This is a genomic window from Tomitella biformata AHU 1821, from assembly GCF_000524475.1.
GTDB classification, from domain to species: domain Bacteria; phylum Actinomycetota; class Actinomycetes; order Mycobacteriales; family Mycobacteriaceae; genus Tomitella; species Tomitella biformata.
The window spans coordinates 1-2,470 of record NZ_BAVQ01000063.1; the positions used below are offsets into that span (position 1 = coordinate 1).

Sequence of the window (2,470 nt, forward strand, 5' to 3'; positions counted from 1 at the left end):
GTTCTCAAAGAACACGCTCACGAACAGGCTTCCGAATTTTCCCTCTTGGCCTTGCCCGAAGCAACTTTTCCACTGTATCACCCTTGCGCCTTCCGGGCGAACCCGGTGGACACTCAGTTTCTTCAGGGGGTGGTCAGCGGGCGCGTTCCTGGCTGGCTTGCGGCCGGGCGTCTCTCGCTGACTTCCAATAAGTTACGCGAGTCAGAGACAGATGCCAAATCGGCTGGCCACAGGCTATGCACCCGTCGTCCACCTCGGTGACATCGTCCGTTTCCCAGGCACTCGGTGGCGGTGACAGTGCCGATGGCGAGCCTTGCCCTGTGGGGCGGGACCGAGAGCTAACCCCGCGTCAGGACCGTGGTCATTGTGTAGTCCTTCTTCGGCCCGGTCACTCGCCAGCGCACGGTGAAGGACCCGACTGGACCCGTGGCCGTGATCTGGCCGGAGTACAGGTCCGCGCCGCAGTGATGATCGACTGCCTCCCCCGGTGCCCAGGGGTGGAAGTCTCGGCCGTCCTCGAAAGTCACGAACCAGCCATCGCCGCGCGGCTCGATATAGGAGGTCCGCATTACCGGCAACTCCTGGCCCCCGACGTGCAGCGTGCCGGACTCTGCCCAGCGGATGCGCCCGGCGTCGGCACGGGCGAATTCCGCCGTCCCCTCGACCAGCTTCTCGTCGCCAGCCTGATGGTCGTCGATGACGCGGCTAAATGTCCACGCGCCAAGCAGCGTCGCGGGGTCCAGGGCATCAAGTGGCACGCACCCAGTCTAAGCGCCGATGGCGCCGGACACCATGGAGAGCTACAATGATTGAAGCGTCAACTAAAGGAGTGTCATGGCTGACATCTTGAACCCCGCCGTCCCCGGCGGCGCCTTCGATCAGTTCCTGCGCGAGGTCGCCCCCGCGAGCCGGCAACGCCGCCCCTGGTCTCCCGCGGACGGCCCCATGCCGGCGCTCTATCTCAGCCACGGAGCTCCACCGCTGTTCGACGACCCGCTGTGGATCAGCCAGTTATTCGCCTGGGCGCAGGATTTGCCGACTCCCAAGTCCATCCTCATTGTCAGCGCCCACTGGGAGGCCGCGCCGCTAACGCTGTCGGCACCCGCCGCGCACACCCCGCTGGTCTACGACTTCGGCGGCTTCGCGGAGCGTTACTTCCATATGCAGTACGCGACCCCCGATGCGAACCCGCTGGCCCGACGGGTCCTGGCCGCGATGCCGGACTCCGAGCCGGTGCACGCGCATCCGAGCCGGGGTCTGGACCATGGGGCGTGGGTGCCGCTGAAGATCATGTATCCCGATGCCGACGTGCCGGTATTGCAGCTGAGCATGCCCACCCACGACCCTGCGCGGCTGCTCTCGCTCGGCCGGCGGCTCCAGTCGCTGCGGGAGGAAGGGGTGCTGGTGATTGGCTCCGGCTTCATGACCCATGGACTCCCCTATCTGAGCCGGGAGAACTTCGCGCACAATACGGTCCCCGCCTGGTCCGTCGACTTCGACGTCTGGGCTGCGGACGCCCTTGCACGCGGGGATGTCGACGCGCTCTCAGACTTCCGCGCCCAGGCCCCGGGCATGCCCTACGCGCACCCGACCGTCGAGCACTTCACACCGCTGTTCGTGACCCTCGGTGCTGCTGTTGATCCGGAACTGCCAGTCCAGACCATCATCGAGGGCACCCAGTTCGGACTGTCGAAACGGTCCTTCCAAATAGCCTGACCTGTCGTTTTCGTGTTTCGACCAGATGTTTGCCAACCAGCCGGATACCCAGAAGCTACGGGCCGTATTCCCCTAGCAGGTGCTGCGCTCACCAATCTTCACCGCCGACAGCACTGCCTCACCCTCACCGACGTCCGCTCCCGCTGGTGGTGTCTGCCCAACCACAATCCAGTTCGAGTCGAGCACCTGTCGCCGGCCGGCACCGGTCGCGTCATCGCTGCGGGAGAAGAAGACACCCGCCGCTTGGATGGTGTCCTGCGCGACCTGCAGGTTCATACAGACGACGTTCGGCATCGTCACAGCCACCGCGGCTGGAGGCGCGGCAACCGGCGGCGGCGCGCTCGAGGCGGGGGCAATCGAGACCTCGGTCGTCGCCACAGCCGTCGGCGCGGGAGTGACTGCGGAAGATGATCGGACGGGGGCAACTGTCGTTGGCGGTGTCGTCGAGGTGGCGGAGTTCGACGCACTCCCGCCCCCACAGGCCGCAGTGCTGGCGAGAGCCAGCGCTGCGATTGCCCCAGCACTCACCCTCATCCCAGTGCTTCTCAGCTTCCTGATAGTTGGGGATTCCAGCGACGCCATGCTCATCTCCGACATTGTGTGCCCCTCACTGACGTCCATCTGACAGTTCACAAGTGTGACAGGCACATCCACACTTGTGGCAAGACTGGCGAATCAGACAGGGTGCCGTCAAAGTCGTCTAGATAGCGTGTGAGCTGGCGGTTTGGGGAGAGACACGCCAATAGTCGTAGAT

At 64.9% G+C, this 2,470-nt stretch carries 4 protein-coding genes; 2 read left to right on the top strand and 2 right to left on the bottom strand.

What is annotated here, in order from left to right; genetic code table 11:
* Nucleotides 1–338 precede the first annotated feature (338 nt).
* A complete protein-coding gene (locus TBIF_RS15255) occupies nt 339–758 on the bottom strand; it encodes a DUF6314 family protein (RefSeq protein WP_024795640.1) in 420 nt (139 codons plus the stop codon).
* A gap of 76 nt (nt 759–834) precedes the next feature.
* On the opposite strand from TBIF_RS15255, the gene TBIF_RS15260 reads away from it, so the two are divergent.
* Nucleotides 835–1,716, top strand: coding sequence for a dioxygenase family protein (locus TBIF_RS15260; protein WP_024795641.1), 882 nt, complete (start codon nt 835–837; stop codon nt 1,714–1,716).
* Nucleotides 1,717–1,788: 72 nt separating this feature from the next.
* On the opposite strand, the gene TBIF_RS26300 is transcribed toward TBIF_RS15260, so the two are convergent.
* A complete protein-coding gene (locus TBIF_RS26300; RefSeq protein WP_024795642.1) occupies nt 1,789–1,992 on the bottom strand; it encodes a hypothetical protein in 204 nt (67 codons plus the stop codon).
* Between TBIF_RS26300 and TBIF_RS26305 the strand changes: the two genes are divergently transcribed.
* On the top strand, nt 1,964–2,341 hold the full coding sequence (locus TBIF_RS26305; protein WP_235174779.1) for a hypothetical protein: 378 nt from the start codon (nt 1,964–1,966) through the stop codon (nt 2,339–2,341). The two genes, TBIF_RS26300 and TBIF_RS26305, sit on opposite strands and share 29 nt — an antisense overlap.
* Nucleotides 2,342–2,470 lie beyond the last annotated feature (129 nt).

Coding starts and splice junctions, on each gene's coding strand:
- TBIF_RS15260 (WP_024795641.1), top strand. CDS start 835: ATGGCTGACATCTTGAACCCCGCCGTCCCCGGCGGCGCCTTCGATCAG.
- TBIF_RS26305 (WP_235174779.1), top strand. CDS start 1,964: ATGGTGTCCTGCGCGACCTGCAGGTTCATACAGACGACGTTCGGCATC.
- TBIF_RS26300 (WP_024795642.1), bottom strand. CDS start 1,992: ATGAACCTGCAGGTCGCGCAGGACACCATCCAAGCGGCGGGTGTCTTC.